Origin of the sequence: Rhodococcus sp. 05-2254-2 (assembly GCF_002259095.1) — a bacterium.
In the GTDB taxonomy this organism is placed as follows: domain Bacteria; phylum Actinomycetota; class Actinomycetes; order Mycobacteriales; family Mycobacteriaceae; genus Rhodococcoides.
In genome coordinates this window covers 150,650-176,635 of record NZ_NOZJ01000021.1, presented here as the reverse complement: position 1 = coordinate 176,635, position 25,986 = coordinate 150,650, and the positions used below count along the sequence as shown (strand labels likewise).

General features: G+C 65.2%; 22 protein-coding genes and 1 pseudogene. 14 read left to right on the top strand and 9 right to left on the bottom strand.

Annotated elements, in window-relative coordinates; genetic code table 11:
* The first annotated feature begins 645 nt into the window (after window positions 1-645).
* The gene (locus tag CH283_RS23615) at window positions 646-2,424 is read left to right on the top strand and encodes a hypothetical protein (protein ID WP_141215295.1); all 1,779 of its coding nucleotides are present in this window, start codon (window positions 646-648) and stop codon (window positions 2,422-2,424) included.
* A complete protein-coding gene (locus CH283_RS23610) occupies window positions 2,425-6,987 on the top strand; it encodes a helicase-related protein (RefSeq protein ID WP_094639431.1) in 4,563 nt (1,520 codons plus the stop codon).
* 68 nt (window positions 6,988-7,055) lie between these two features.
* Here the strand turns inward: CH283_RS23610 and CH283_RS28890 are convergent, their stop codons facing one another.
* Window positions 7,056-7,784, bottom strand: a complete 729-nt coding sequence (locus tag CH283_RS28890; protein WP_255183315.1) for a DUF4190 domain-containing protein — start codon at window positions 7,782-7,784, stop codon at window positions 7,056-7,058.
* Window positions 7,785-8,015: 231 nt separating this feature from the next.
* On the opposite strand from CH283_RS28890, the pseudogene CH283_RS29085 reads away from it, so the two are divergent.
* From CH283_RS29085 to CH283_RS23585, 5 genes and pseudogenes are all read left to right on the top strand, one after another.
* Window positions 8,016-8,183 (top strand): annotated as a pseudogene (locus tag CH283_RS29085) (DUF2510 domain-containing protein); the annotation flags it as partial.
* A 102-nt stretch (window positions 8,184-8,285) separates the two neighbouring features.
* A complete protein-coding gene (locus CH283_RS28885) occupies window positions 8,286-8,702 on the top strand; it encodes a hypothetical protein (RefSeq protein ID WP_255183314.1) in 417 nt (138 codons plus the stop codon).
* Between the two features lie 244 nt (window positions 8,703-8,946).
* Window positions 8,947-9,552, top strand: a complete 606-nt coding sequence (locus CH283_RS23595) for a hypothetical protein (protein ID WP_141215296.1) — start codon at window positions 8,947-8,949, stop codon at window positions 9,550-9,552.
* A gap of 234 nt (window positions 9,553-9,786) precedes the next feature.
* A complete protein-coding gene (locus tag CH283_RS23590; RefSeq protein WP_176460364.1) occupies window positions 9,787-10,611 on the top strand; it encodes a cutinase family protein in 825 nt (274 codons plus the stop codon).
* Between the two features lie 270 nt (window positions 10,612-10,881).
* A complete protein-coding gene (locus CH283_RS23585) occupies window positions 10,882-12,126 on the top strand; it encodes a hypothetical protein (protein WP_141215297.1) in 1,245 nt (414 codons plus the stop codon).
* A gap of 120 nt (window positions 12,127-12,246) precedes the next feature.
* Here the strand turns inward: CH283_RS23585 and mobF are convergent, their stop codons facing one another.
* Entirely contained in the window at window positions 12,247-18,423 is a 6,177-nt protein-coding gene (gene mobF, locus CH283_RS23580; RefSeq protein WP_176460365.1) for a MobF family relaxase, read from the bottom strand.
* A gap of 202 nt (window positions 18,424-18,625) precedes the next feature.
* Between mobF and CH283_RS23575 the strand changes: the two genes are divergently transcribed.
* From CH283_RS23575 to CH283_RS23565, 3 genes are all read left to right on the top strand, one after another.
* On the top strand, window positions 18,626-19,090 hold the full coding sequence (locus tag CH283_RS23575; RefSeq protein ID WP_141215298.1) for a hypothetical protein: 465 nt from the start codon (window positions 18,626-18,628) through the stop codon (window positions 19,088-19,090).
* Window positions 19,091-19,093: 3 nt separating this feature from the next.
* The gene (locus CH283_RS23570; protein ID WP_052053470.1) at window positions 19,094-19,651 is read left to right on the top strand and encodes a hypothetical protein; all 558 of its coding nucleotides are present in this window, start codon (window positions 19,094-19,096) and stop codon (window positions 19,649-19,651) included.
* 110 nt (window positions 19,652-19,761) lie between these two features.
* Window positions 19,762-20,097, top strand: coding sequence for a hypothetical protein (locus CH283_RS23565; protein ID WP_094639425.1), 336 nt, complete (start codon window positions 19,762-19,764; stop codon window positions 20,095-20,097).
* Window positions 20,098-20,303: 206 nt separating this feature from the next.
* Here the strand turns inward: CH283_RS23565 and CH283_RS23560 are convergent, their stop codons facing one another.
* Together CH283_RS23560 and CH283_RS23555 are read right to left on the bottom strand one after the other, a co-directional pair.
* Window positions 20,304-20,930: a DUF6308 family protein gene (locus CH283_RS23560; protein ID WP_094639424.1), complete on the bottom strand. Its 627-nt coding sequence runs from the start codon at window positions 20,928-20,930 to the stop codon at window positions 20,304-20,306.
* A gap of 41 nt (window positions 20,931-20,971) precedes the next feature.
* Window positions 20,972-21,307, bottom strand: a complete 336-nt coding sequence (locus tag CH283_RS23555; protein WP_094639423.1) for a hypothetical protein — start codon at window positions 21,305-21,307, stop codon at window positions 20,972-20,974.
* 187 nt (window positions 21,308-21,494) lie between these two features.
* Here CH283_RS23555 and CH283_RS23550 point away from each other — a divergent pair, with 187 nt between their 5' ends.
* The 3 genes from CH283_RS23550 to CH283_RS23540 all read left to right on the top strand — a co-directional run bounded on the left by CH283_RS23550 (window position 21,495) and on the right by CH283_RS23540 (window position 23,410).
* Window positions 21,495-21,992, top strand: coding sequence for a hypothetical protein (locus CH283_RS23550; protein ID WP_094648559.1), 498 nt, complete (start codon window positions 21,495-21,497; stop codon window positions 21,990-21,992).
* A gap of 123 nt (window positions 21,993-22,115) precedes the next feature.
* Window positions 22,116-23,063 carry a hypothetical protein gene (locus CH283_RS23545; protein ID WP_094639421.1) on the top strand — a complete coding sequence of 316 codons (948 nt, stop codon included), beginning with the start codon at window positions 22,116-22,118 and terminating at the stop codon, window positions 23,061-23,063.
* Window positions 23,060-23,410, top strand: a complete 351-nt coding sequence (locus CH283_RS23540) for a hypothetical protein (RefSeq protein ID WP_094639420.1) — start codon at window positions 23,060-23,062, stop codon at window positions 23,408-23,410. Before CH283_RS23545 ends, CH283_RS23540 begins: the two co-directional genes overlap by 4 nt.
* Before the next feature lie 97 nt (window positions 23,411-23,507).
* On the opposite strand, the gene CH283_RS23535 is transcribed toward CH283_RS23540, so the two are convergent.
* From CH283_RS23535 to CH283_RS28880, 5 genes are all read right to left on the bottom strand, one after another.
* Window positions 23,508-23,786: a hypothetical protein gene (locus tag CH283_RS23535; protein ID WP_094639419.1), complete on the bottom strand. Its 279-nt coding sequence runs from the start codon at window positions 23,784-23,786 to the stop codon at window positions 23,508-23,510.
* A complete protein-coding gene (locus tag CH283_RS23530; protein WP_094639418.1) occupies window positions 23,783-24,370 on the bottom strand; it encodes a DnaB-like helicase N-terminal domain-containing protein in 588 nt (195 codons plus the stop codon). The genes CH283_RS23535 and CH283_RS23530 overlap by 4 nt, the downstream gene beginning before the upstream one ends.
* A 47-nt stretch (window positions 24,371-24,417) precedes the next feature.
* Entirely contained in the window at window positions 24,418-24,651 is a 234-nt protein-coding gene (locus CH283_RS23525) for a glutaredoxin family protein (protein ID WP_094639417.1), read from the bottom strand.
* Between the two features lie 222 nt (window positions 24,652-24,873).
* Window positions 24,874-25,089 carry a hypothetical protein gene (locus CH283_RS23520; protein ID WP_141215299.1) on the bottom strand — a complete coding sequence of 72 codons (216 nt, stop codon included), beginning with the start codon at window positions 25,087-25,089 and terminating at the stop codon, window positions 24,874-24,876.
* A 125-nt stretch (window positions 25,090-25,214) separates the two neighbouring features.
* Window positions 25,215-25,454 carry a hypothetical protein gene (locus CH283_RS28880; RefSeq protein WP_255183313.1) on the bottom strand — a complete coding sequence of 80 codons (240 nt, stop codon included), beginning with the start codon at window positions 25,452-25,454 and terminating at the stop codon, window positions 25,215-25,217.
* A gap of 256 nt (window positions 25,455-25,710) precedes the next feature.
* Between CH283_RS28880 and CH283_RS23510 the strand changes: the two genes are divergently transcribed.
* Window positions 25,711-25,935, top strand: a complete 225-nt coding sequence (locus CH283_RS23510; RefSeq protein WP_032370864.1) for a helix-turn-helix transcriptional regulator — start codon at window positions 25,711-25,713, stop codon at window positions 25,933-25,935.
* Window positions 25,936-25,986 lie beyond the last annotated feature (51 nt).

Below are 25,986 nucleotides of genomic sequence, written 5' to 3'. Positions count from 1 at the left end.
CCTGCATGACCCACCAGGGCCCTTTGTGGCCGGAGTTTGCGCCTCCAGCCGACGACGACGTTAACGACCCCCACCCGGTCTCGGGTTGCGCGGGTCGCATACACCTCTCGCCCGACTTCAGGAGCGCACGCTGTGGCCAAAGATTCCGACGATTTCCAACTCGATTTGTTCGCCGAGACAGAGGACAGTGACACCCATGATCGACCCGATAACGCAGGAAGTAATGAAGCTGTATCTCGAGCACCAGGGGCTGCCGCCGGAGTTGAGCCCGTCCGATCAACAGGCGTTCCTCGAGAGCGAGAGCGAGCGGATCGCGGAGCGGATCGACAACATGAAGATCTACATGGAACAGCAAGTGCTGCAACGCTACATCCGGGAGAACGGGCAGCCGGCCCCGTACATGGAGCAGGTCGGGTTGATCAACCAGGCCTGGGCGCAGGCGACGGACTTCGTGATCAACGAGGAGATCTACGGCCAGCTCCCGCCGGAGATGGAGGCCTACCCGCCGGATCAGGAGAGCGCGGAAGCCGAAGCCGAGCGGGATCGGGCACGGATTCAGGTGCACCGGAGCGACCCGGAGCGGTGGCGCAACCCACTGAACTGCGCGGACCCGGACAAGGAAGCGAACCAGCTGACGGACCTGTTGTGGGCGGAGCAACCGATGAGGTTCCGGTACTACGCAGCGCATCTGATCGCGGCACGGATCGAGGACAACGAGCCCTACCCGACGTCGACCGAGCACCCACTGTTTCCCACGTTCACGAGCCAGCTCGACGAGCGGGTGGCCGAGCACACGGCAAGCGGAAAGTAACCCGGCGCAGCGAATCCGACGCCCAGCTCGATCTGTTCGCGTTCGACGCCGACGGTGCAGCGCCGATCGACCCGACTGCCGTCGATGTCGGCGGCACACCGCTGCCCACACCAGTCGATCCCGACGTTCTGATCGCCGAGGCCGACGCTTCCCAACCTGTGCCGGAATTGCAGCGCGCACCAGAGGTCGTCGCGGACACCGCCGCCGACGCCGCGGCGGTCCCCCCGTCCCCGGTCGAGCTGGTGCGCGACGCGTACGGGCGGCTGGCGCGCGAGGACGAAGCGTACGTGCGGCTGGCGCGGATCCGCGCCGACCTTGACGGGACACTGACCGCCGAGCAGGTCACCGACACACTGATGGAGCTGCGCCGCGCAGGCGATGTGTCGTTGATTCCCGAAGAGAACCAGAAAACTCTCGGGCCCGACGATCACGCCGCCGCGATCAGCTACGGCAACCAGAGTCGGCACCTGATCGCCGCCGACGGTCGCCGCGTCGACCAACTCCTGGCCGCGCAAGGCACTCCCCCGCCCAGCGTCGAAACCGCCTCCCCCACAGTCGAACCGAACCCCTACCCCACGGCGACTACCGCAGTCCCTGACACCAACGAAGGGATGGTGGTCGACACTCAGACAGTCGCCGAGCGATTGTGGAATGTCGAGCCCGTCGACTTCCGGCCCGGCACCGAGATTCTGGTTCCGTCCGGAGCGAAAGCCCGTGTATCAGCGAACATCGACGCCCTGCGCACCCTCGCCGTCGTCACCGCGCAGGATCGCTACGCCACCGCCGACGAGCAAGCGGTCCTGGCTCGCTGGTCGAGCTGGGGCGCGACCCCGCAGGTCTTCGACCCGCGACGCGACGATTGGACCGCCGAACGCGAGCAACTACGCACGCTGCTCGACGACACCGGCTGGGCTCAGGCACAGCGCACCATTCTCAACGCCCACTACACCGACCCCGCTATTGCCGCCGCGATGTGGAAGGCGACGATCCGGGCCGGGTTCACCGGCGGCCGTGTCCTCGAACCGGGTTGCGGGTCAGGCACATTCATCGCCCACGCTCCCAGCTCGGCGCAGATGGTCGGGGTGGAACTCGATGCCACCACTGCCGCGATCGCTGCCGCGTTGAATCCGTCGGCGCAGATCCGCGGCGAAGGATTCGAGAAGACCACCGCGCCGGCGTCCTCGTTCACCGCGGCGATCGGCAACGTCCCGTTCGGGGACTATCGGCTCTACGACCCGGTTCACAACCAAGCCAAGCACTCGATCCACAACCATTTCATCGTCAAATCGTTGGCGATGACTGCACCCGGCGGATACGTCACCGTCCTGACCTCCCGCTACACCCTCGACGCCCAGAACCAGCGAGCCCGCCGCGACATCGCCGCCCTCGGCGACCTCGTCGGCGCAGTGAGGTTGCCGTCCACCACGTTCCGGCGGGTTGCCGGGACGGAGGTCGTCACCGACATTCTCGTGTTGCGTCGCCGCGCCGACGGGGCGAAACCCGCACCGCTCACCGAGCGGTTCTTGCAGCTCGAGAACGCGACCGCCCTCGACGATGCCGGCGAGGACAAGGGCGTACCGATCAACGCCGTCTACACCGATCACCCGGAATAGGTGCTCGGTGAGCTGCGGGTCGGGCACGGCATGTACGGCAACGAGACTCTGTCCGTCGCCGCGACCGACAGCGACGTCGACCTCGCTTACCTGGTCGAGGATCAGCTCACCGCGATCGTCGATGTCGCGAAGACCGACGGGCTCGGGCTCACCGCGTCCTGGCGCGACACCCTCGGGCCGACTCGGGAAGACTTCGAGCGCGGGCTCCTCGCGATCGGGAACGGCCCGGCCCAGGACGAGCTCGCGGTGGGAGCGCTGCGGCACGACGCGCAGATGGAGACCATCGAACGCTGGAACTCGCGGGATTGGGAGCCGGTGAACACTCGTGGAGCCAAACAGGTCGCCGAATGGGGCGAGCTGCTTGCGCTGCGCGACACCACCCACGCCCTGATCGACGCGCAACGAGGCCCCACCGACCCCAGTCAACGGCAAGCGCTGCGGGAGATCCTGGGTGAGCAGTACGACGCCTACGTTGCCCGCTACGGCCCGATCAACCGGTTCAAGATGTCTATACCCAAGGACCTCACCGAATCGCAGCACGATGCCGCTCTCGCGAAACTGATCGAGACGTGGCGTAAGGACGAAGGGGTTGCCGGCGACCCCTTTGCCGGAGAGGTTCCCGAAGACGTCTACGCCCGGCTGTCCGACGATGCCTGGATCAACCCACGACAGCCCACCAAGCTGCAGAGCCACCTCGGCCGAGCTATCCGCACCGACCCGACGTTCGCCGCAGTGCTCTCCCTCGAGCATTTCGACGAGGAGACCATGACGGCCCGCAAGGCGGCGATCTTCCACACCGACGTCCTGCACTCGCGTGAGCTGCGCAACCACGCCGATACCGTCGACGAGGCAATGGCCATCAGCCTCGACGAGCACGCGCGTCTGGACGTCGGGCGTATCGCCGAGCTGCTCGGGACCACGGTCGAGCAGGCCGAAAGTCAGATGGAGGGACGCGCCTTCCGTACGTTGACCGATCCGACCCGCTGGGTATCGGCCTCGAACTATTTGTCGGGCAATGTCCGCACCAAGCTCGCCGACGCCGAAGAGATCGCCGCGCTCGATCCCCGCTACCAAGCGAACGTCGACGCCCTGACCGCCGTCATTCCTCCGCGTAAGACCGACCCCGACGTCGCCCTCGGTGCTACGTGGGTGCCGACCCCGACCTACGTCCAGTTCGTGCGCGAGACCTTCGAGGTGCCGGGCGATGTTCCGGTGACCATCGAACGGGCATCGGGACGATGGTCGGTCACGGTCGGGCACTATGCGGACTCGGGGACGCAGAATCTCAAATGGGCACTGGTCCCCAAACGTGGGGCGTGGTCGACGAAGTACAACTTCGAGCACCGCCCGGCCGAAGACCGCGGTATCGGCAACGCCGGAATGCGCGCCGGGGACTACGACTGGAAGGAACTGCTCACCGACCTGCTCAACAGCGACCCGATCGAAATCACCACCTCCAAGGAGTTCCGCGACAGCGCGGGCGCACCGACGGTGCACGATGCCGCGACCCGCGCCGCGCAATCCAAGGCGCGACGCCTGGCACAGGAGTTCGGGCAGTGGGCGCTGCACGCCGACGAGATCCGCCGCGAGCAGCTCCTCGACATCTACAACGACACGTTCAACTCCCTTGTTGCGCCAGTGCATTCGGGCGCGTACATGTCCTTTCCCGGTCTTGGGGAGAAGTACTCGCCGTACCCGTACCAACGCGACGCCGCCGCCCGGATCGTCTCCGAGCCGACGGTGATGCTCGATCACGTCGTCGGGGCCGGCAAGACCGGCACCATCTTGATGGGGGCGATGGAGCTCAAACGCCTCGGGTTGGCGAACAAGCCGTGGGTGGTGGTGCCCAACCACATCATCGACCAGGTCGTCCGCGAAGCGGGCCAGTGGTATCCCGGCGCACGGATCCTGTCCGGATCGGCGGCCACCGACGCCGAAGGGCGCCGATTGCTCGTCGCCCAGTCCGCTTCACAGGACTGGGACATGGTGATCGTTCCGCGGTCGGCGTTCTCCTCGATCGGCGTCGATCCCGGCACGAAAGCCGAATACATCCGTACCCAGGTCGAGGCCATCGACGCCGAGCTCGACAACGTCGAGAGCATCCAGACCGGCAAACGTCTCGAGGCGATGAAAGCCAAGCTCGAGGAGAAGCTCGAAACCGCGCTGGAACAGGCCGGGAAGGATCTCGGGCTCACGTTCGAGGCATCGGGCTGTGACTACCTATTCATCGACGAAGCCCACGAGTTCAAGAACCTCGCCCGCGCCTCCGGGGTCACCGAGCTCGCCAACGAAGGCTCGCACCGCGCCACCGACCTCGATCTGAAACTGAACTATCTGCGGTCGATGCGCCGCGAGGAAGCGATCACCAAAGGCATCCCGCCGGAGGAGTACGTCGAACGCGTGGCCACGTTCGCCACCGGCACCCCGGTCGCGAACTCCCTCGCCGAGCTGTGGGTGATGCAGCACTACCTGCGTCCGGATCTCCTCGAGGACGCCGGGGTCGCCCAGATCAACGACTGGGGAGCAACATTCACCGACACCGTCGAGCGGGTCGAGCTGAATTCGTCCGGATCGAGACTGCGGGCGATCACCCGGGTCGGTGAATTCACCAACGTCGGCGATCTGATCGGCATGACCAGCGTCTACACCGACGCCGTCACCCGCGATCAGGTGCCGGCGAACCTGCCCGTCAAGGACGGTGGCCGCAACACCGACGTCACGTTCACCCCGGCGCTGGAAGTACAGGACTTCATCGCCGACCTCGGGTATCGCGCCGACCATGCCGACGCCAAACGCCCAGATATCGACAATGCGCTCAAGGTCGCCAACGACGGCCGCAACGCCACCCTCGACCCCAGGGTCGCGCACCTCGATCCGGCACCACCGGAGCATTCCCGGGCGCACATCGTCGCTGAGCGAATCCTGAACGTGCACAACGATTCCAGCGAGAACACCTACCTCGATTCCTCCGGTGAACCCCACCCGACGCCGGGTGCGTTGCAGATCGTGTTCTGCGACCGCTCCACTCCGAAAGCCGACGGGTCGTGGTCGATCTACGACGGGATCCGCGAAGAGTTGCTCGCCGGCGGAATGGAGCCCGCGCAGATCGCCTACGTCCACGACTACCCGAAGCCGTCGGAGAAGGCCCGCCTGTTCGAGATGTGCCGCACCGGAAAGGTATCGGTGGTGTTCGGGTCCACCGAAAAGATGGGCACCGGCACCAACATCCAGGACCGCGCAATCGCGCTGCATCACGTCGACGTGCCGTGGCGACCGGCCGACCTCGAACAGCGTGAGGGCCGAATCATCCGGCAGGGCAACCAGAACGCGCATGTGAAGGTGTTCAACTACGTCGCCGAGAAGACCTTCGACACCGTGATGTGGCAGACCGTGCACCGCAAGGCGCATTTCATCGAACAGCTCAAGAAAGCGGACCGCTCGATGCGGCGCGTGGTCGACCTCGACAGCGACTCGCTCGCCGAGAACTCGGCCATGACCAAAGCCCTCGCCACCGGCGACGATCGGTACATCCAACAGATCGAACTCGACTCCCAGCTCCAGGAGCTCCAGTCCGAAGCGGATTCGCATTTCGCCGAGCAACGCTCGATCGAACGCGACCGCGACCGGCTGCGCCGCGAAGTACCCCGCGCACGCCAGCGGGTCGCCCAATTGACCGAGGCAGCACCGGTGCTCAAAGGCAGGCGCGAGACCAACCAGTGGCCCGGCATGACCATCCGCGGGGTGTTCTACAACAAGCGCAGCGACGCAGCGAATGCGATGGCCATAGCGTTGCAGGGCACTTATCACTCGCTCAAAGGCGAAGGATTGACCAAGACGATGGTGATCGCGGAGATGAGCGGATTCCCGATCGAGGCGTCCCGTCCCGCCCAAGACAGTGCGCTGTATCTCTCGTTCTCCGGACTCGGGTCGTCGACGAAAGTGATCGAAGCCCGCGACCTGCACCCGAAGATCGGAGACAGTGACCGCAGCCAGCACGCGTTCGGGCTGCTCACGCGGGTGGAAAACATGGCGTACACCGTCGACACCGACCTGGCCAAAGCCGAACGCTCACTCGATCGAGACGAACAACGCCTCGACGACCTCGACCTGATCGAGCTCTCCGACTTCCCGAAAGCAGTCCAGCTCAAAGACCTCTCGAACGAAGTCTCCCGATTGCGGCGAGAAATCAAGGAAGCAGAGACCAGCCCCGAAGCCCTCGCCCGAGATGCTGCACGCGCCGAACGCGCCGCAGCGAAAGGCCGCGAGCCGAAGTGGTCGCTCATGCTCAACCCCACCCCCGCACTCGTCGAAGACCTCGGAATGGGCAGCGCCGACGATGTACGAGCGATGATGCACGACAAAGCTATTGCTGCTCAGCTTGCCGCCGCACAGAGCGCAGGAGCAAACGGGCCGCTGGCATCAGGCGATACATCGACCCGGCCCGGCAACTTCCTACGTGCTGTGGACGATGATTCTGGAACGACCAAGCCGTGGAAGAGCACCGATCGCGAGGGGCCGGAGTCAGGCAATGAAACCGACAACGGGCGCGACCTCGGCATTTGAGACTTGCATTCGACCATCGGTGGCCCGTCAAGATATCTTGACGGGCCACCGATCCGAGCAGGACGGTGTCAGATGCTGGCGACCACGATCAGTAGGAACCAGAACACAACGTAGATGTATCCCAGCGCGAGTCCGGCAACGGCCAGCCCGTGTCCGCCTTCTCCGGTGCGCTTGATCTGGCTCAGCGCAATGTGTCCGAAGACGACACCGAGCAGACCGCCGATAATCCCGAACACCAACGCCAAAACGGCAAACGTGTTGGTGGATCGGCCTTGCAGGTGTGATCCATAGACGGGCTGCCCGTCCGCGGTGTACCCGACCAGCTGCGCGGTCAGAGGACCGTCCGGAAGGGCCGCAGGCTTACGAGCAGCTTGAACAGCTGCGACTATCCCGCCACCGACTATCAGTAGCAGAGAAATGAAATTGACGGTTTCCGCAATCACCAACATGGGGTTGCCGCGTTCCGAGAGTCGGCCAAGCGAGTTCAGGAGCAATCCGACGCCGAACCCTAGCCCGAGGAGATGCCACCACGCGATCGTATTGGAACGGCGATAGGCGGTGAACGCGATGGCTCCAAAACATGCCGCGACAAGGAAGCCGATCAGCGCGGGCACGGCCATTCCGGGAGACGGCCTGTCGAGTGCCGTATACACAGCCAGCGTGACAAGCACAGAGATGAAATTGCCCAATCCGATTGCCAAGCAGGTCAAACCGAGCTGCGGACCGATCCGACGAGGTGCCGCCTCTGCGTCCGCATCCGCCGACGTAGGCGGGTGAGAATAGTGATGTTCAGACATTCTGGGCATTCTGCTATACCCAGACACACCTGTTTGCGCCCAGTCTCGTCGTCAGTCATTTGAACCGTTCATCGACCACAGAGTCGAGTCGTTGTTTCGGATGCATTGCTCGCGTGTGGCTTTGCGACGTCCGGGGCCGAGCGAGGCCGAGAGGGTGCGCACGATGCTCTTCTGTCTCGATCTGGTCCATCGACCTGCGTAACGCAATTACATAGTTCGAGCGACTAAGCGGTGACAGCGCAGAACAGCAACTTCGATGGGAACTCGTTGAACGACTCAGGTAGCAGCGACTCGACCGCTGGTGCTGGCGTACCAGAAGGCTGGCACCCAGATCCCTCCGACGGCAGTACCGAACGATGGTGGGACGGTCAGGCTTGGACCGGTGCTACTCGACCCGCGTCAGTACAGCAGTCGCCAGCCGCCTCGGCGAACAAGACGGCAAGAACGCGCATTGCAGTAGCTGTCGGGCTTGCGATCGTCGCGATCATCGCAGGTGTCGTCGTGTGGACGGTCACCGGCAACGACGAGCAAGAGAGCTCAACGGCCGCCGACGCCACGACGAGCACGCCTGCCGTCCAATCGTCCAGCGATGACTGGTTTTCTGCTATCTGCGCTCCCGGCACCTTCGACGATGGCGGTGCCTACCAAAGCCTTCCGAACTCAGCTGACGGAACCGCGCAGTGTCGATCGAAGGTCATTGCAATCGCCGGCCGAGCGAGTGGTCCGATGGTGTACATCGGCTCGTACGACTCCCAGTTCAAGCTCGAACAAGATCTGCTCCGAAAGGGCAGCTATGCAACGTTGACCTCGTCGGACGGCAACACAGTGCTGTTCGCTCTGCCCCGGGAAATTCCCGGAAGCAGGTCCGTTCTTGCGCCTCTCGTGCAATTCGGTTTCGAGATACAGGTCCGCGACTAGCGGCCGCCACCAGAAGACGCGGTCTCGGCCAACGGCATCCGTGCAGCCGCGCAGAGGACAGTCGGGGACGGACAACTGGAATCAGGCGATACATCGACCCGGCCCGGCAATTTCCTCACGCGGTGGACGACAACCCGGAGTCGCCAAGCCGTGGCACGGCAGGGACAACGAGGGACCGCTTGTAACGGTCTGTTAGCTGTGGACGACGTTCCGGCGAGCGCATCGTCCATCCTGGAGGCAGACTGTGGAAACCACGTATCGAGGTTCGGACGGCAACGTCACAGTCGATTCCCAGGGTGTGACGCTGGCCTTCCACCCTGACGCAGGCAAGGGTTCGGACAAGGTCACTATTGCTTACCGGAACATCAAGTCGGTGTCTTTTCGCTACCCCGGGCCAGACAGACCGGGGTATGTGACTTTTCACGTATCCGGAGACGGCAGAAAGCCCGACCCCAAAACGAACCGACATTCCCTACTCGTGATCTCGCCCGAAGCTGGTGCAGCCGCACGCCAGTACGTGCCTGACATTGAATCCCGCATCGCGGGGGCGAAAGTGCGAGATCCTAGCGCGCCAGCTACCGGAAGCGAGCGCGTGGGAATGGCCTTTGTCGGCCTGTGTCTGATCGCTGTGATCGTGGCGGTCGGGTTTGCAGCTGTGGAGTTCTTCGGTTGGGTCGGCTCCGACAATGACGATGGACGGTGCGCCCAGCTGTCGGGTTGGTATTCCGACAATCCAGGCGACTCCAATCCCGATATCGCGGAGGACTACGCCAAGGCGTGCGGAGCAGTGCCACCTCCGGTCCAGAGTGGTGAGCTGGTTGTAAGGAACGGCGACTATGTGTATCGGTAGCGGTCGGTACATGTCAGCGGAATCTGGCAAGTATCGCCGACACACTGCATCATTCAGCTGATCGACATTTCGGCGAGGGATCTCATTCAGACGTATGAATTTTCCCTGGTTACATTCAGGCGTGCACCGTGTTGGGGCACACTGCCAGCGAAAGCTGGGGGTTCGTAGGGGACCGTCTGCCGAATAAATCAGAGGAGCCCGATGCACTGGCCAAGCAAAGATTCCCGGCGGGGTATGAGGGCACTATTGGTAGCCACTATCGCCGCAACAGTCAGTGTGTTCGTCTATCCGATTGCCGCTTCTGCCGCGCCGGACCCGGTACGAACTACTGTCAGTGAAGCGTGCAAGAACGCCGACCACTTGCTCATCGCTGCCCGGGGATCGGGCGAATCCAGCGGTCTGGGAACAACCATGACTGCCGTGTACAACGCTATGGCAGAGAAGGGGTCCACCGACTACAAGGTGAACGCCATTGCCGTCGACTATCCGGCGCGCGCAGTGACGTCGATACCACTGGTTCTGTTCGGCAACACCGGCTACTTCGACGGGATACCGGACGGGATCACCAAGGCCGTGAAGTTACTTCAGCAAGTGCAGACACTTCCCGAATGTGAGTCGGTGTCCGTGACACTCGGAGGCTATTCGCAGGGCGCAATGGTGATGCACCGCTTGATTCAACTTTTCGACGCACCACAACTACGTCAGTTCCATGTCAGCAGTGCTGTCCTAGTAGGTGATGGTGATCGCATCGGTGATGACAGCGGAGTGAGGCCCTACGGCTCTGCGTCCCGCTCGTCGCTCGGGATCGGCCAATTGCTCCCAGTGGTCGCAGGTAGCAACGGAACCCGCTTCAACGACAGTAAAGACATCTCGATCAACAGCGTCTGCAACGCAAACGACCCAGTCTGTGCTCCAGACTGGTCCGTTCCAACGTGGTGCAAGAACGGGTGCGCAAGTGCTTGGCGCGCTACACGTTTGGTCGTGGGAATCGGAGTACACCAGGTCTACCCGCGATCGACCGCGTTGAGAGATGCCGCACGAGCCACGATCTGCTGCTGAACTGACCTAACTGAGAAAAGCTGCGACGTCCGTACGCGTCAGACGAACGTGCCGGTCCAGACCTCTTCGCTGTTCTTTTCAGCCTCATGGCACTGACGAGCACATAGCCACAAACCCATCACACCCCGCACAACGGTCCGTCAAGATCATCTTGACGGACCGCCTGGCGTGGATTCGCAGGCGGTGAGCCGAAACCTTGAGCTCAGCGGCCCCGCAGACAGCGGAGTCATTTCGACCGACACTAATCATCCACATGGCACTCTGTGACCCATGGGCGCTTTACCTTCGGACCGATCACACTCGGCCAAGAAGTTCACGCGGGGATGGATGGTTGCTGCTGCTATCGCTGTAGCTCTCGTTGTCGCCGTCGCGATCACGGCACTCGTGGTGCGAGCCGATCGTGACAGACCACTCGACCTGTCCAGCTTTCCGCGAAATCTGGTCTGTGTGTCCGTTCCGCAGGCAAACACCCCTCCCGGAGTCGTCGACGTGCGGGCACCGGACCCTGTTCTGGCGCAGTCGATCCGGATGAATGATCTCGGCGCACAGCGCATCGAGGTAGTGATCAGCTTCGCTGATACCCCGCCACCAGCACCCCAGCGAGTACCGATGCCGGGATATCCCGCAACACAGCTCTTCAACGAAGCCGGCAGCATGGACTTCACTGCCCTCATCTTTCCTGGCGGATTGGACGAGAGCAAAGACCTAGACAGGGACGACAACTACAACCTATCGATCTCCCGGGGAGAGGCTGCAGAGCCGAACTTCGTCGACGGTCAATGGACGGTCACCGGACGATCGGAATTCATGGACGACACCCCCGCCGAGAGCATCACCACCCCAGTAGAGTCCGCAAAGGCGCTGGGCAACACCATCGCCTTCACCATCGACCTCGCCGCGTACCCGCCACTCTCCACGGGTTGGACACCCAACCCCGACGTCATCGTCTACCCGAGTTCATACGGCTACCCGACTGCCACCAACGGCGGCGGTCTCACGCAATACCAGCGGCAAAATTGCACTACAGGTGGCCCCCGGCCAGATAGCATCGCCAGCCCCGACGCCGGGCCGACGGCGCAGGATTCCCGGACACCTGCACAGGACGCGATGCCGCAAACCGACGATCCATTCGCCGGCAGTCCCGTCTCACCGGGCGCGTGTGCCAGCACCGGGATCTGCCAATTGTCCAGTCCCAGCGGCGACTATTACTGCACGATTTCGCGCACTGGTGCATTCTGCTCACCACCGCTGGGCGAACCCCTGTCCACCGACACCGGTGCCCGACTCATCAAAGTGGGATCCGACGGCGAAACCGGACTACTGCTCGATTCCGGTGGCAATTCGCACATGCAGGACCGAAACACCATGCAAGATACGACGTTTGCCTATGGACTAACCATGACGGCTTACGGCATGACGTGCGCGTTCGATCCCGACACCGGTGGCGCACGCTGTAGACACGACGCTTCCGGACATGGATTCGACGTCAACACGAGAACCTACGGGTTTTTCTGACACTCGGTGGAGCAGTCGGACGAGCCCCTCTATTCGACGCGCTGAGACGCGCGTGTCCACTTCCTTCGAGCCTCAAGGCGTCGGCGGCCGCCGATCCGGAGCGTGGCGCAACCGCGATGCTTAGAGACCCTGATCGAGGTCATGGCTTTGATTTCGTTCTATCCCCACGTCGAGCGGTCCAAGTCCATCACTACGTTCGGAACTCGTACCCGACCTGACTCTGGCAGGCGGAGACACCAGTGCGCGGGGACGTTCATCGAGATCCACAGGTGGTGTCCCAACATCGCTCGCACGGTCGGTGATTCCGGAGATGGCCGGAGCGTCAAGGCGTTGTGGAGCATCTGTCGCCGCACGAACACGGCGTTCAGCGTCTGCTTGCCGCCCACCGACCCACATCGTTCTGCGGCGACGACCCTGCTCCAGGACAGCGGTGTCGAACACCTCTGCGGCAGCGAGGTCGCCTACGCGTTGGTTGGGATCGGATGCACGCTGAACAATGGCGGCCCACTCGCTCGCCTCGGCACCCACACGGCCGGCGGCGTCGCGAGCGGCGCGTTGGGTGTCGCGGACCTGACGCGCGAGACGTTCTTCGCGCAGTCGTGCGTCATCGACGGCCGGTTCGAGGGCCCTCCGGTCGCGTCGCTTCGCGGTCGACAATTGCTCGGTAAGCGTGGTGTGTTCGCTGCGTGCGACCTCGTGTTGCCCAGCGACGCGACGTAGTTCGGTCTCGAGTTCGCGGGCTGCTGCGATCGCTGCTGCTTGCTCGTCGAGTCGGCCGTACAGCTTTTCAGTGTCGGCGACGACGGTCGGTTCGGTACGTCCGCGTCCGGCGCGGTCGACGAACGCCGTCAGTTCCGCGTCCTGGACGAGCCGGATCGGGTCCTGCTCCATCTTCGCCAGCAGAGCGGCGTCGGCCGGCGAGAGTACCGGCTGCGGATCGGGCACTGACTGGATGGTTTGCTCGCCTTCGACAGGTATCTCCGGCTGAGTCTGCGTCGAGTCGAGCTGCTCGACGGCGGTGTCGGCTTCGATTGCGTCGATGGCCTCGCCCACCGCCTGTACCTGGGCCGGGGTGCTGGTCATCGCTGCACGCTTGGCTGCCTGTTCGGCTCGCCACAGCATTGCTTCGGTGCGGTCGACGTCGGCCTTGAGGTCGGTGAGAGTAGAGAGGTCGATGCTCTCGGCCGCCAGGCGTGCGGTGGTGACGTCGACGGCGGTGACCTCTCCCCCGTCTGCGGCGGTGACGCGCTCGTATTCGGCGGCGGCTTCGTGTGCGTGGGTGCGTGCGGCGGTGGCGGTGTCGTCGACGAATTCGGCACGCCAGATCTCCCAGTCGAGACCGCGTTGAGCGAGGGCGCGGGCGTCGTCGTCACCGGCGGCCGCGATGTCGGCGGCGACTGCGGGACGGATGACGGTGTCGATGTGATGCCAGAGCGCTTCGGCCTCGAATTCGGTGTCCATCCAGTCCTGGCGGGCGTCGAGCATCGCGATCCGGGCGGGACGTTGCCGGTCGGCTCGCTGCTGTAGCTCGGCGAGCATCGCGCGGGCATGGAACTGTGCGGGGCTGGTGCCGTCGGCGATCTGGGCTCGCAGCTCCCGATACCTGGTCTTGGCACCGTTGAGGTCCTGGGTGAGCAGGCGGACTCGTTCGTCGGTGGTGACCGTCGGGTACGGCAGCTCGATCGTCTCGATTTGCGAGCGCAGTGCATCCCATACGTCGGCTTCGGCATCGTCTGCACCGGACTCGACGACGTCGGCACCGGTGTACTCGTCGTACCCGCTGTCGTGCTCCGGTGGTGGTGCTTGGTCGTAGTCGACGGGGGCGTCGAGTGCGTCGAGGGAGGCGAGGTAGTCGGAGTCACTGCCCAGCGGGATTGTCGGTGCGGCTGCGTCGACTGCTGCTGTGGGTGCGTTGGCCGGTGCCGGGAGGTTGTCCGGATCGGCGAATTCGGCCGGCAGCAGGTCGGCGGTGGTGTCGCCGATCGTCTCGTCGAGTGGGGCGAGGGCTTCTTCGTCCTCGACCGACAGTGGTTCGACAGTGGGTGGGGTGTAGGTGCGGGCGAGGTGGTTCTCGCGCACCAGCATCTCGGCCCGCCACGTCAGGGCGGTGGCGAGTTCGTGGGCGGGCAGGGTGACGCCGTGATCGACGGGGTCGATGCCGCCGTGTAGGAACTCGTACGCGGTCCCGAGCAGCTGTCCCGGTGTCCAGAGTGTTGGGTCGGCGTCGTCGACGGTCGCGACGAGCGAGGGCCATGCCGGGTCGGACATGACGCGCACGGCGGCGGTGTAGCCGAGGAGTTCGGTCAGTACCGGTGCCCAGGATGGTTCGAGGACCGCGCCGTCGGTGTCCGCGTCGAGCGCGGCGGCGGAGAGTTCACCGGACAGTCGCCACCACAGTGCGGCAGCGGGCAGCTCGTCGGGTAGCGGCGAGGTGGCGAGGGAGTCGCGGACGAGGGTGTGGACTTCGATTCCGGCGCGTGCGGCGGCGGAGAGTCGGTCGGCGAGGATCGGGAAGTACGGGTCGCGGGCGATGTGGGTGTCGAGTTCGTCGACGAACGGACGCCATCGGGCGACGGCATCGTTTCCGGTGTCGATCATTTCGGCGGCGCGGCGGTCGAGGCTGCGTTGCGCTTTCACCGATTCGGCCGCGTATTGCTCGGGTCCGGTCGGACGGCGGTCTGCCGGGTCGACGTCGTGTGCGGCGCGGAACACCGCAAGATCGGTGAGCAGTTCGAGGTCGGGTTCGTCGGTGAGTATCGGGCGCGCCCACACCGGTGCCGTTGTCGGTGTCCATGTGGCGACGTCGGCGGCGATGCGTTCTCGATGACCAGTGATGGCGTCGGCGCGGGCGTCGAGGTAGCTCGCCCACTCCGGTTCCTTGCGCAGTGCGTCGGGGATGGCGGGCAGCCATGGCAACGGACCTGGTGCCGATGCTCCACGCGCGGTGGAGTGGCGTCCGGTGGCGTCGAGTCGCCAGTCCAGGACTGCGGCCCGATCTCCCGCGGTGCCGAGTTCGCGTTCGTTGATTGCGGTGTTCAGTGCGTCGACCGGGTCGCGTCCGTGCGCGGCGAGGATCGCGAGGTGTCCACGCAGGACCGGCCATGCGGCGTCGTCGGTGAGGCCGGCGATCGCGGCGTCGGCGGCGGTGTCGATCGCGGCCATCACTGTGGGTCCGGCGAGGACTTCGCAGGCGGTGGCGACGGAGTAGTCGTAAGCGTTCGCGGCCGGTGCCAGATTCACATGCGGGTCGTCGGCGGCAGCGAGAGTCGAGTGCGCGGAGACCTGCGCGCCGTCGCGGCGCAGGATCGCCCGGAAGTCGTCGACGGCGGTCGGGGGCAGCATTCCGCGTTCGGTCATCGCGGTGTGCAGGTCGCCGTCGGAGGCGGTCGCGAGATACATGTGGTTGTTCAGTCGCCCGCGGGTGAGTGCGACGTAGGCGAGCTGTCGGGTTTCATCTCCGGTGGCCACGACGTGGCAGGTGTCGGCGGTCGACCCTTGCGCGGAGTGCACCGTTCCGGCGTAGCCGAGTTCGGTGGCGGACTGGACGTAGTCGGGGTCCAGGGTGACGGTGCGTCCGAGTTCGAGGTGACGCACCACCAGTGAGCCGTCGCGGCCGACTTTCTCGACGGTCCAGCGGTCACCGTTGCGGACCCAGTCGGTCTGCGAGAGCGGGTTGCGGCGATCGTTGGAGCGGGTGCGGACGATGTCCCCGACGCTCGCGCGGAGCCCGTCGGCGAGGACGGCTTCACGTCCGACCTTCGCGTCGGTGGCGGCGAGGCGGTCGGTGCGGGCGCGGGTATTGAGTTCGGCGACCAGCTCACGGGTGGGGGCGAGCAGCAGTGCGTCCTTGCCGGCGGCGCGGTCGGCGCTCCATGCACTGTAGGCGTCGTCGGTGACGGTGGCGATCGAGCCGACGTGCAGTCGGGAGTGGTCGATGTAGAAGCCGATCGCGGCGTCGTCGCCGTCGCGCAGTGCGAGTGATGCTGCGCCTTCGGCCGCGCCGGTTGCTTTGTCGCGGAATCGCACCACCTGCGAGAGGGTGAGTGCGCCGACGCGGTCGTGGATGTCGCGGAGCACTCCCCCGGATGCCACGGAGGCGAGCTGTTGATCGTCTCCGATCAATCGCACCGTTGCGCCGCGTTCGGCGAGGGCGGTGACTGCGTCGTCGAGGTCGAGGGTCCCGGTCATTCCGGCTTCGTCGACGATGACGAGCGTGTCCTCGCCGATGTTGGTGTACCACTCGGGAACGGACACCGGATCGCCGTTACGCAACCGTTTGTTGATGTCGACGAACTTCGCCAACGTGTCGGTAGTCGTCAAGATATCTTGACGCAGAACTGCGGCGGCGGCAGCGGTCGGTGCGAACCCGACGACGTGCCCGCCTGCGTTCTGCCACGACCGTGTCAGTGCGGTCATAGCGGTGGTCTTGCCGGTTCCGGCGGGTGCGAGTGCGAGCTGAAGTTTCGCACCGGACGTGGCCATCGCACGCACCAGTGAGCGTTGTCCGGCGTTGAGTTCGCGTCCGTTCGCAGCGGACTCGAGCAGTGCCATTTCCACGTGCTCGTCGGCGACTGCAACCCCGTCGTTGCGCTGTGCAAGGGCGACGATGCGCGTCTCGGCATCGAGCACTGCATTGGTGGTGAACAAGGTTGCTTCGTGGCGGGTGTGCACGTCGCGTCCGTCGCGTCGACGCATCACGTTCGGGGCGATGTCTGCGGCGACGTCGTCGCTGAGTGCGTCGCCGAGAATGACGGCGAAGTCGGTGCCGCAGGCGCGGTCGGTGATCGCCTCGACGAGGTCGGTGATGCGATCGGCCGGCGGATTCGCGGTGCGGACCTGACGGATCGCTTCGGCGCGAATGTTGTGCCGTTGGTAGCGCGAGCGTGCACGGGAGACGACCTCGACGACTTCGGCTGCGGCGATGTCGATCCAGCGAGGGTCGTCGATGTCCACGCTCGCCCGGGTGCGTTTCTTTCCGGTCACCTCGGCGACCATCTTCGACAGTGCCTTCGGTGAACCGAGTACGTCGATCGCCTCTGCGCGCCACCCTCCGCGTTGCTCGGCGTGCGAGCGCGGTTCGTGTTTGGCCTGCCGGGTTTCCAGTGTCGCGCGCTGCGCCAACCGGATCGCTTCGATGGCGGTCGGTTCGCGGTGATGCTCGGCTTGGAACTCGCGTGCGAGCTCGGCGGTGCGCACGACGATGGCGGCATTGCGGGAGGACCAGCGCTCGGCCAACCGTGTGTCCAGACCGACGATTTCCCGCACGGGTCGCTTCGACCTGTCCTCGCTCGGGCGTTCGGCGAAGTCGACTCCGATGCGTTCACGCAGTTGCGCTTCGAGGGCGGTGTTGTAGACCTCGGAGGCGGGAACGTTGTTGCGGTACAACGCGGCACCGTCGAGCGCGAGCCACTTCGTCGTCCCGTCCGGCAGGGTCGTGGAAACCTTGTTGGAGATAGCGACGTGGGTGTGCAGGTTCGGATCCCCGGCGCGCGAATCGCGGTGAGTGAACGCTGCGGCGATCAATCCGTTCGCGTCGACTTGCGCGACACCGCCGTTACCGAGGCGGGTGAAGCAGGCGTGCTCTTCGAGGTACTCGAGGGCGGCTGCGATCGCGGCATCGTGCGCTGCTTCGATCTCCTGCGAGATCTCCCGCGGCGCAACAGCCCACAGCGCCGACACCGACTTGACCGGAGTGAACGTGAGGTCGAAACCGGCGACGGCTTTGGTGTTCTGCCGCCCCGATTTGGCGACCCACCCGGACAGTTCACGCTCGTCGGCCGGGCCGCGTCCGTACTCGCGTTCGAACATCTCCCTCGCGACGCGGGTGCGGATCGTTGCGCGCGCCTCGCCGTCGATCGGTGCGTTCCACTTCTCGCCGGCCGCGAGGTTGCGCTCGACGAACGCCTTCGCGCACGCGACCCGATAGTCCGACGCTCCGTTGTCGATCTTGAACGCGCGACCGAGCTTGATCGCCGCCGACGCTGCCCGCTCGGCGTTCTTCGTCGACGCACCCGCAGCGAGCTCGGCGGCGAACTTTTCCGCGTACATCGTGTCGGCCTCCGGGTGCAGACCGTCACCGAACAGCGCCTTCATGTGCGCCTCCGAGACGTGCTCCCCCGCGCCGATCGTCTCCAGCTCGGCCAGACCGGACCCGGTCCAACGGCCCGGTGACTCCCCTTTTTCGGAGTAGTACTCGGCCAGTGAGGCGGCCCCTCGTTGGGTGGAATCTGCCGCTGCAACCTGCCTGGTCAGGTACGTGTACCCGTCCCCAGCGGTGAGCTTGTGCAGACCCATCATGGACCGGACCCTACCAGCGTAATCGGCAAAGTGGCCTGAATGCATGAGGTCTGTGGGTTGGTCATGGCTTTGGATCGGTGAATAGTGACTGGGTGGGATTGGGTGGGTGGACTGGGGTTTCGGGGGTGGTGGATCGGTGATGTGGCGGGAGGTTGTGTCAGGATCTGTGCGATTGACGGGGTCTGGGGCTATGGTTGGCGGCATGGCGTCGACTCAGGCTCGGATGACTGCGCGTGCTCGGGCACGGGCAGCGCAGCAAAAAGTCGTCGCCGACCGCAAAGCGCGCGACGAGAAGAACATGGGCTCGTTGACGGACTACTTCGCGGCCGCTGACCAGATCGACACGGCCCGGCTGGCGATGGCCCGCGCACTCGACGACATCCGCGCTCGGGAAGGAACACTCAGCGCCGCTGCGACACTCGCGGGGATCACAACCGGCGAGGCTCGCAAACTTCTGGCACTGCTCTCCGACACCGCAGCGCCGTCGGCGAGCGCGGACACCGGCGACGACACCTCGGACGCCGACTCGGATGCAAACCCAGAATCGCGTGATGGATCGGCCTTGAACGAGCCCGGTGACTCGACGTCGACAGACGATGCAACAACGAGCAAAACCGCGACCGGCGACAGCGCCCCGGACGCCGAGCCCGCGACGAGTCAGGGCTAGCCGATGACCGCCGCGGTGATGCAACTGGCGTTGTTCGGCGACGACACCGACGCTGCAACACCGCAGCCGGTTCGCCGGGTGTGGCGACCGCTGCAGCAGCCGTTGACTGCGAAGACCGTGGCCAGGTTCTGGGCGAAGGTGGTCAAAACTCCGAGCTGCCATTTTTTCAGGGGGTCGGTGAGCTTTCCGGACGGCTACGGCAGATTTACCTTCACCGACGGCGACGCACCACGCACGTTGTCCGCGCACCGGTTCGCACTTCTACTCGAATACGGCGACCTCGGTGACGGGATCGTCGGCGAGCACGACTGCGACGAAACACTGTGCGTGCGGGTGGCCGACGGTCACCTCAAACGCGGCACCCAATCGGCCAACCTCGCGCACGCTGTAGCCGTCGGCCGGCACATCGGACCGACACCGGCAGGCGGGGATCCGCGCGGACGGTACGGGCGCGCCGTTGCGATCCGCGACGCACTCAAGGATGGCTACGACGAACCGAGAATGCGGGCCGCGTTCGCGGGCCACAGCTTCGACGCCCAAGCACCACCGACTCTGTTCTGAAACGAACGCCACGACACATGTCGGTGGCCACCGGTAGAGATAGATCCATCAAGGCTTGGGCCGCGCCGCCGCCCCGGTGAGAGCAGTCCTCAACGAAAAGGACTCACGAGATGACGCTCTCCTCGCTCTTCACCGACGACGTCGGACCGCTCCCCCTGCTCGCTGTCGCCGGTGCCGGATTTCTGATCTGGTACGTGCGGTACCTCGGCGAGAACGATCCCGGATGGAAGGGTTTTGTGGCGAACATTCTCACCGTCATCGGTGTCGGCGCGTACCTCGTTGTTCTCGCTGTCGTGTTCGGCGCGTTCATCGCGGTGATCGGTGCGTTCATCGCGGTGATGCTGTTCATGGTTCCCTTGTTCGCGCTCGGCGGTGCCAGCGGAATCGATGACCGCAGGGCCCGTCGCGGGTACTACCGCAACCAGTACGACAACGACTACTACTGACCGATATCGCCCATCTGCACACGATGTCGCAGTCACCGTGCCGGGGCGATGTGCAGTCGATGCAACGGCGGCTGTGCGGGCCGTGTGCAACGCGTCGCGAGCCGACTGCGCAAGGGGGAAACGCATCCCACCGACACGACGTCGCCGTGCACGCGTGCACAGCAAAGAGTGGACGGCTCCGTGGCGAATTCCCGTCCCCTACTGATCTAGTTCGATTTGCCGTGCATCCAACTGATGACGTCGAGGACGCGTAGCGCACTGATGTCGTCGGGCAACGCGGCGGCCGCTCTGATTCTCAGCAGTCGAGTGTGCAGCGCACCTCCGTCCGCGCGCAGCGCTTCCCGGATGGGATCACGGTGCACCATCACCGTATTCAGCACGCGCCCGACGACCACGTCGTAGATCGGGGCCAGGCGGGGGCGTTTGCGGGCCATCAACTTCGTGGCGATGGTGCGGCCGATGTCCCCCACGCCTCGCAGTTCGTCCTCCAGCAGCAGGATCGGCGCGTCGGGTGTGAGCCCGTCCGCTTCATCGGCGAGGTCGCGATCCGGGCCGATAGCGTCGAGCAACTCGCCGAACCGTGCGGCTCGGGTGACGAGCAGTTCACGCGCCGCGCTCGGCTTGACGTTGACCGACAAAAAGGTGACGGCGACGAGATCGTCGGCGGTGAACCGGTTGCTGTCGGCGGCGCGGTTCTGCGGTGCCCAGCTGTCGAAGAACGCGCCGGTGTAGCACCCGGCATCCAGGTAGGTGCCGCCGTAGTACCGACGCAGCAGAGCGACCGCATCGTCGTCGGAGGCGGCGATTAGGGGCGGTGGAAGAGTGACACTCATAGCGGTCGATCGTGTCAGACAGCAGTGGTGTCGACACCGGGTTACGGGTGGGGTTCGATGCGCTCGATGCTGTTGATGATCAGCGCGGTGCGCTCCGGCGGGCCAGACACACATGCGGTCGCAGCGATCGGGCCGGCCGTCTCGACGCACGACCGGCCGGTGCGTGCGAACGCGCGCGGGAACATCCAGAAGTCGATCGAGTCGTTTCCGTCGACGAGTCGCCCCATCGCCCACTGACCTGTCTGCTGATTCGTCTTCACCGTGACGTCCTCGAGGGTGCCGTGCGCGACGACGTGCGTCCCATCGGGGACATCGCCGTCGAGCACCTCCCGCACTCGCACGAGAGGCAGCGGTGTCGTGGCATCGTCGTCGGTCATGGTCGGCACGGTGCCAGCAGGCACCGACACGAAACACACACCTCAGCGCTGGTGGCACGCCGCGCCGCGCGCAGATGATCTAGGATCGAGTGAAGTTCGAGCGTCGATGAGGGTCACGTTCGAGCGCGCCCCACCCGTACCGATTCACCCCGTACTGCGTTCACCGCACTGTGGGTTGTGTGGCTCTGTGAGCGATCGGTACCTGTCCGGTGGGGATTTCCGCGCACCGAACTGGAAGGCCCTCACCATGTCTGTCTCTCCCGCTGTCGACAAAGACACCGCCATCGCGCGCGCACGCGCCGCGATAGAAAACCGCACCAAATACATCGAGTCCCTTTTCGACGCCGCCCAGGCATCCGCTGATGCGCGCGAGAAGGTCGCCGAGGCCACTCGCGCCGCTGAACACGCGAACGCCGAACACGCCGCCGCGTACAAAGAAGCGATCGATGCCGGGTGGACGGTTGCCGAACTCACCGGAAGTGGTCTGACCGCTCCGACACCGCCGACCGGCAAGAAGGCATCGAAGGCGTCAGCGAAACGCGGCACCGGTCGCGCCACTGCGCGCCGCCGAGTCGGTGCCGAGAACACCACCGCGGCACCGGACCGACACCGCGATGACGACGCCTCGTCGCCTGCACCCGACGTATCGACCGAACCGCAGCCCTCGACTGCGCCCGCGCACTGAACACTGCTGCCCTCGCACCACCCGCGCACCGGCACCGGTCGCGGATCCCCAGTGCGCCCCTGCACGCTCGACACATCTTCTCCGCGTGCGGGCGCACACCCACACTTCGAAGGACCACTTGCCATGAGCCAGCCCGAATTCAACGTCGAAGTAGCCTCCCTCGACCGCAACGGCGACCCCGGTTTCGTGCACTACCGCGGCGCGTTCTACACCTCCCGCTCCGCCGCACAGTTCGCCCTCACCCAAGCAGCAGCACTGTCGGACACCCGCGAAGTCGACACCGTCTCCGTCGTCATCGACGCAGTCGGCGAGGGCACCTCACGCCGCGATGTCGAGTTCATCGGCACCCCCGGCGAACTCGCCGCCGAACTGACCGCGCTCCCCGCCTACGCCTCCGGCGCACGACGCACCGTCATCCCCGCACCACGCGCAGTGACCGCCGCCGTGGCCGCTGTCGTCCAAACGTCACCGCCGTTACCCGACTCGGCGGTCGACGGCCCCGACGCCGTCGCGGTACTCGACGTGGAGGTGTACTCCACCCGGCCCGGCCCGATCCCGAACTCACGCACCGACGTCGGCGCGTACACACCGCAGGATGCGCACCGCATCGCCGAGCAGCTCGCGGCAGATCTCGGCGGCACCATCGAACCGATGCGCAACGAGACGGTGCTGCGCGTGACCCACTCAGCGGACGTCTCCGACACCGACCGCATCGCCGCCGAGCGGTCCGTGCAGGTGCGGAACCTGCGGGCGAACCTCTCCGTCCTCGACCCGGTCGCCGACGCCGAACACATCACCGCACTCGCCGCCGACCTCGACGAACTGCGAGCTCGATCGAGGCCGGCCGCACGCCCGGACAACACCGCAGCTGTGTCCGCGTCGGTATCGACGCCGCCGATGGCGCACGCAGCGGACGTCGAACGCTCCTCGACACGTCCGCGAGGGTTGGTCACGCCCCCGACCGGACGCTCGTCCAGAGCTGCACAGGCCACCTCGTCCGCGCTGCACACCGTCCCCGCCCCGACACACACAGCGGCGACATCGCGATCAGCCGATCACGGTCTCGGATGACCACCGACCACCAGTCCCTACCGCAGAGCAGGGAAGGGCGGCACCGACTACCTCGGCCCCCGCAGCGCGCCGACGCGCCCGGCGACGGTAAGCCTGCGTTCCGGCTCGACGGCGGCGACCTCGGCGCGGTCCTGGCGTTCGAGGCGGTGCTGTGGAGCGAACCGATGACCGGCGTACTCCGCGAAATCCACATCACGCCCGGCCGCGTACGCGTGGTCGTTCTTCAGACCGAAGCGCAGAAGGGCCTCTACCCGCGATACACATCCAGCGGTGACCACGATGCGCCGTATCTGGCCGACTACGACATCGACTTCGGCGACGAGGTCCGGATCGGCGATCGCCACTGACACCGCTCGTCCGACTCAGCTCGGCCGTACACGCGAGAAAGGCACCCACACAGCCGCTGTGGGTGCCTTTGTCGTTCGGGCCGGGTTGCGCGCGCGGTCAGCGCTGCGGGTGCGGCGCTGTGCCGGGTGCGCCGAAGATGCCGGCCGCCAGTGCCCACGCGGTCAGAGTGCGCCGTTCGGCGTCGGTCGTCTCGTCGGCGTGGAGGTAGTCCCACTCCTGCAGCGCATCGAGGTCGTGGGCGTCGGCTCCGACGTGTCCGCACCACCACAGGTACGCACCGATCGGGGACTCCACCTCGGGCCCGCGGGAGTCGACACCGCGGGTGTCTCGTTCGTTACGGGGTCCGGTGCGGGTGAGGGGACTGTCGAGGGTCACTGCCCCGCCCGAAACGTGTTGAGCCGCCGCCACAGTGCGCGTTGAGCGCGACCGTGCTCCACGAGGTGATCGAACAGGTACTCCTCCGGTAGCTCCTCGGCGGCGTGGACGATGGCCGTTGCCACGGTCCGGTAACTGCGCCGGTAGGACTGGGAGAGAACGATGTCGGCGTAGTGGACGGCGGTGAAGCCGTCTGCCCCGGCGGTGATGACCTCGTTCAAGCGGCGACGCAGGGGCGCGTCTTTGGCTCCGCCGGATCCCGATCGCATGAAGGCTGCGGTGACGCTCGCCGGGTCGTAGGGTTCGCCGGCCGTGACGAGACCGGCGATCACGACGAACATTCGCCGGTATGCGACGTCGTCGAAGTCGTCGGCGGTCACGATCGCGGTGATGCGCAGATCTTCGGCGGACACTCCCCCGGTGTGGGCACTCCACATCACGGCGCACAGCAGCAGCGCCTCGGGGTCGGTGGACGGCTCGTGAGCTGTCTCGTTGTCGACGGCAGTGTCGTCGTCCACAGCGGCGAGGCTGCGAACGACACGCTCGGGCTCGTCGGGCGGTGGAACTGCGCTCAGTGGCGTCATCGTCGGGCTCGTTCTCGCAGGTGAAGCTCGGTCAACGGAGTGGTCGGTCAGGCGGCGGCGAGCTTGTCGAGGGCGTCGATCCGAAAGCCGGACCAGTGGGTGTTCTCGTCGACGACCACGACGGGCATCTGCCGGTAGCCGAGTCCGTTGGTGACGAACTCGCGGGCCGCTGCGTCTTCGGTGACATCGACGGTCGTGTATTCGATCCCGTGCTTGTTCAGGCGTCGTTTTGTTTGATCGCAGTTGTTGCATTCGGGTTTCGTGTACACAGTGATCGACATAGCCCACTCCTCGCGAGAATTGTTCCGATATATCGATTTTACCTCAAATTGCCCCGATTATCCATAGATAAAGCGAGGCATTTTAACTCGAATATGTTGGCGCGCAATAGATTACTGACTGACCAGAAGTTCGCAATTACGTCGGTTGCGTTTCCTTATCGGCGTCCAGCTCGGCAGCGGCGAGCACCTCGAATATCTCGATCTGGCCTGCGGTCTCGGCCATCACCGCACGCCCAGCTCGGGGCGGGTGATGGACTGCACGGCGAGGGAGAGTCGTACATCGCCGGCATCGACGACGACGGGGTGGATGCGGCTGTACCAGGCACCGGGTGCGTCGAGGAGGGCGGTGACCACGACGCGGCCTGCGGGTGCGGTGCGGTAGCCGAGAATGTCGATGATCGTTCCGTCGAACTGGGTATCGAGCGAAATCAGTTTCATTCCAACTCCTTTGAGACGGCGGCGCGCGGGCGTGGTGGATGCGGCCAGGGTGGCGGTCATGAGTACTCCCAAGGTCGGGCGGAGAAAGACTTCAGCGACGACGGTCGCGGGCCGTGCGCAGGCGCTCAGGAAGGCAAGGTCTGGCAGTCGGCGCATTCCCAGCGCCCGGCGGTCGAGGTGCAGGTCCGTCGCTCTTCACAGAGCCAGCAGATCTGGTTGCGCTTGCGGGTCGACACCTGTTGCGCGGCAGCCACGGTGGCGGCCTGTGCGCGGTACTGCTCACGGGTGCTCGCATCACGGACAGCGAGGTCGGCGCGGACCTGCTCCGGATCTACGGCCAATCCGCCGGTTCGTACGCTCAGCATGTCCCCGAACGCTGCGCGGCAGGACTGACACACATCGCCTGGCGTAGCGACCGGAACAGCACACCCGGGCAATGCGCAAGACGTGAACAGCGTTGCCTGCCAACCGTATTCGATCTCGCCGGTGCGTGTCGATGTCATACCAAACCATACAGCGTCACGCTGTACGGTTGCAAGGGGTACGGCGAAGTATTTACAGCGTGGGGCTGTAAGGTGCGGGTATGTCGACAATCATGATCGTGCGGGGATCGGAGGAACCGTGACCGATGCCGAATTGACCCTCTCGGAGGTTCTGACACTGATCGAGGCCTCGACCGGGAAAGCGATCGCGTCCTCGACGTGGCGGTCATACGTCGCTCGTGGCCAGGCCCCGAAACCTGCCCGCCACCTCTCGCGCACTCCGCTGTATTCGCGGGAGGACATCGAGGCGTGGATCGCAGGCCGACCCGGCAGTGGTGCACGAACCGACCTGTACCCACGCTGATCGTCGTTCGACGTTCCCGGTTCACCTCTACGCGCGTCAACATATCTTGAC

Excerpts from the sequence above, each read along its gene's own strand:
- CH283_RS28890 (WP_255183315.1), bottom strand. The coding sequence starts at position 7,784 with ATGTCTGAACATCACTATTCTCACCCGCCTACGTCGGCGGATGCGGAC.
- CH283_RS23590 (WP_176460364.1), top strand. The coding sequence starts at position 9,787 with ATGAGGGCACTATTGGTAGCCACTATCGCCGCAACAGTCAGTGTGTTC.
- CH283_RS23585 (WP_141215297.1), top strand. The coding sequence starts at position 10,882 with ATGGGCGCTTTACCTTCGGACCGATCACACTCGGCCAAGAAGTTCACG.
- mobF (WP_176460365.1), bottom strand. The coding sequence starts at position 18,423 with ATGATGGGTCTGCACAAGCTCACCGCTGGGGACGGGTACACGTACCTG.
- CH283_RS23575 (WP_141215298.1), top strand. The coding sequence starts at position 18,626 with ATGGCGTCGACTCAGGCTCGGATGACTGCGCGTGCTCGGGCACGGGCA.
- CH283_RS23570 (WP_052053470.1), top strand. The coding sequence starts at position 19,094 with ATGACCGCCGCGGTGATGCAACTGGCGTTGTTCGGCGACGACACCGAC.
- CH283_RS23565 (WP_094639425.1), top strand. The coding sequence starts at position 19,762 with ATGACGCTCTCCTCGCTCTTCACCGACGACGTCGGACCGCTCCCCCTG.
- CH283_RS23560 (WP_094639424.1), bottom strand. The coding sequence starts at position 20,930 with ATGAGTGTCACTCTTCCACCGCCCCTAATCGCCGCCTCCGACGACGAT.
- CH283_RS23555 (WP_094639423.1), bottom strand. The coding sequence starts at position 21,307 with ATGACCGACGACGATGCCACGACACCGCTGCCTCTCGTGCGAGTGCGG.
- CH283_RS23545 (WP_094639421.1), top strand. The coding sequence starts at position 22,116 with ATGAGCCAGCCCGAATTCAACGTCGAAGTAGCCTCCCTCGACCGCAAC.
- CH283_RS23540 (WP_094639420.1), top strand. The coding sequence starts at position 23,060 with ATGACCACCGACCACCAGTCCCTACCGCAGAGCAGGGAAGGGCGGCAC.
- CH283_RS23530 (WP_094639418.1), bottom strand. The coding sequence starts at position 24,370 with ATGACGCCACTGAGCGCAGTTCCACCGCCCGACGAGCCCGAGCGTGTC.
- CH283_RS23525 (WP_094639417.1), bottom strand. The coding sequence starts at position 24,651 with ATGTCGATCACTGTGTACACGAAACCCGAATGCAACAACTGCGATCAA.
- CH283_RS23520 (WP_141215299.1), bottom strand. The coding sequence starts at position 25,089 with ATGAAACTGATTTCGCTCGATACCCAGTTCGACGGAACGATCATCGAC.
- CH283_RS28880 (WP_255183313.1), bottom strand. The coding sequence starts at position 25,454 with ATGCTGAGCGTACGAACCGGCGGATTGGCCGTAGATCCGGAGCAGGTC.